Source organism: Proteus sp. G4380, assembly GCF_963885725.1.
In the GTDB taxonomy this organism is placed as follows: Bacteria; Pseudomonadota; Gammaproteobacteria; order Enterobacterales; family Enterobacteriaceae; genus Proteus; species Proteus mirabilis.
Genome location: NZ_CAWPAV010000015.1, coordinates 1 through 2,807, shown reverse-complemented (window position 1 = coordinate 2,807; position 2,807 = coordinate 1). Strand labels below are relative to the sequence as shown.

The window sequence follows — 2,807 nt, the reverse complement described above, 5'->3', positions numbered from 1 at the left end:
TTATTTTTTTATAATTCTTTAATGCTTTTTTTGTGATAAAAGTAACTGTTGTTCATTCTCAATAATGAGACAACAGAATTTTATTAAATAAAATACAAAAAACACAACGGAGTCTAATCATGAACATTGTTGATCGGTTTATTTCTTACACCAAGGTGAATACTACAACAAATAGAGAAAATGGCGCAGCGGGGATTATGCCTTCATCGGAAGGTCAGCGAGTCCTCGCTTTACAATTAGTCGAAGAGTTAAAGGCGTTAGGTGTTGAAGATATCAAAATTCGCGATACTGCCATTGTTACCGCGACACTACCTTCTAACCTTGATTATGAGGTTCCTACCGTGGCTTTCTTTGGTCACTTAGATACCAGTGCAGAACAAACTAATGATACTAAAGCACAAATTTTACCTTATAAAGGTGGCGACCTTTGCTTAAACAAAGAACTTGAGATTTTTTTACGTCAAAGTGAATTCCCTGAATTAGAAAACTATATTGGTGACGATATCATCGTAACAGATGGTACTAGCTTATTAGGCGCTGACGACAAAGCGGCTATCGCCTCTATTATGGATATGTTGCAATATTTTAAACAACATCCAGAAGTCAAACACGGTACAGTTAAAATTGGTTTTGTACCCGATGAAGAGCAAGGTTTACGTGGTGCAAAAGCCTTTGATGTAACAGAATTCGGCGCAGACTTTGCTTATACCTTAGATTGTTGTGGTATTGGTGAACTTGTATATGAAAATTGGAATGCCGGTGATGTTGAAATAACCTTTATCGGAACCTCAGCACACCCTATGTCAGCAAAAGGTAAATTAAAAAATTCACTGTTAATGGCTCATAAATTTATTGCGATGTTACCGGGCGGTGAAGCACCGGAATATACTGAAGGTCGTGAAGGTTATTATTGGGTAAAACAACTGGCGGGTAATAGCGCACGTACTGTATTAAAAATGGATGTGCGTGATTTCACAGAAGCAGGCTACGCCCATCGTATGGCATTTTTAAAACAACTTTCAGAGCAATGTGAAGCGTTATGGGGTGAAGGGACTGTTGTTTGTAAGCAAGCCGATCGTTATGCAAATGTCTTTAATAGTCTACAAGGTGAAAATCGATATCCTATCGATATTGCTATTGATGCTTATAAAGCCAATGGTATTACCCCTCGTCCAATCCCTATGCGGGGTGGCTATGATGGAGCAGCATTATCGCAAAAAGGATTACCTTGCCCTAATATCTTTACCGGGGCGCACAATTTCCACTCTATTTATGAATATCTTCCCGTTAAATCGCTTTATGCTGCCAGCGATGTATTGAAATCTGTCGTTAAGATCACCGCAGAGCGTTTTGCCCCCGGAGCTAAAGCATGATCCAAATTCTTGCGGTCTTAATTGTCGTTATTATTGTCGCTAGAATGATCTTAAAAGGATATAAAGCCGAGCCGGTTTTGTTAGTTGCTGGTTTAATCTTAATGGCACTAACAATGATATTTGGTTGGGGAGATATTCTGCCTAAAAATGTCAAAACAACCGGTATTAGCTGGCTAGATCCCTTTGAGGTTATGCGTGATCTCTTTAGTAGTCGTGCTGCAGATTTAGGTCTGATGATCATGGCACTCATGGGATTCGCCCATTATATGGATCATATTGGTGCTAATGAAGCTGTTGTACGTGTTGCAACTCGCCCATTGAAAAATATGCGCTCACCTTATGTGTTGCTATTTTTCTCTTTTTTACTCGCGAGTATTTTGCAACTTGCTATTCCGTCAGCCACAGGATTGGCCGTTCTACTAATGGGTACCATGTTCCCCATTATGATAGGACTAGGTTTATCTCCAGCATCTGCTGCCGGTGTCATTGCAACTTCATTAGGCGTTGCTTACACGCCAACAGCGATTGATGCTATTCGAGGTGCAAAAGCGGTTGACTTAGGCGTGGTTGAGTATGTGCTTTACTACCAAGGGCCTGCGGCGATTGCAACTGTATTAGCTGTTGGTATTACCCATATCTTCTGGCAACGCCATTGTGATCGCAAAGCGGGTTTTGTACCCCAATTAGGAAAAATAGCAGAAGAAGCCAAAAGTGATAAAAATATCCCCGGCTTTTATGCCCTACTGCCAATGTTACCTATTATTATGGCAGTAAGTTCATCAAGCCTATTTGTTGAAGGTATTCACCTTGATGTCGTCACTATTGTATTAATTTCAATGGCAATTTGTATGCTGATTGAAACATTACGCTTACGTGATTTTAAATCAGTGTGTGCAGGCTTCCAACATTTTCTAAAGGGTATGGGTTCTGCATTTAGTAATGTTGTTGGGCTATTAGTCGCAGCGGGTGTTTTTGCTCATGGTATTAAAGTCAGTGGTGCAATAGACAGCCTGATCGTTATGGCGGAATCTGTTGGTCTACCACCATTTGCAATGGCATTAGTGTTCGCTATCGTGACATTGGCTGCCGCAATTATTATGGGCTCAGGTAATGCACCTTTCCTTGCATTCGTTGAACTTATTCCACAAATTGCCCATAGCATGGGGGTTAATCCAATTGCAATGATTTTACCTATGCAGCAGGCATCACATATGGGACGTGGCATGTCTCCTGTGGCTGGCGTGATCATTGCGGTTTCCAGTGGAGCTAAATTGCAACCCTTTGATGTGGTAAAAAGAACTGCTGTTCCTCTTATGGTTGGTTTTGTTTTCCACTGCGCCATTATTGCTATATTTTATTATTAAGTAACTCGCCTGAAGCATTTATTTGCTTCAGGCAATTTATAATTTTTCACCATCTAAAAATTAATAGTAA

General features: G+C 40.3%; 2 protein-coding genes. Both read left to right on the top strand.

Annotated features, from left to right (window positions below; all coding sequences use genetic code 11):
* The first annotated feature begins 119 nt into the window (after window positions 1-119).
* Window positions 120-1,373, top strand: coding sequence for a peptidase T (gene pepT / locus AACU98_RS00920; protein ID WP_004245053.1), 1,254 nt, complete (start codon window positions 120-122; stop codon window positions 1,371-1,373).
* Window positions 1,370-2,737: a C4-dicarboxylate transporter DcuC gene (gene dcuC, locus AACU98_RS00915; RefSeq protein ID WP_004245054.1), complete on the top strand. Its 1,368-nt coding sequence runs from the start codon at window positions 1,370-1,372 to the stop codon at window positions 2,735-2,737. Before pepT ends, dcuC begins: the two co-directional genes overlap by 4 nt.
* The last annotated feature ends 70 nt before the right edge of the window (window positions 2,738-2,807 follow it).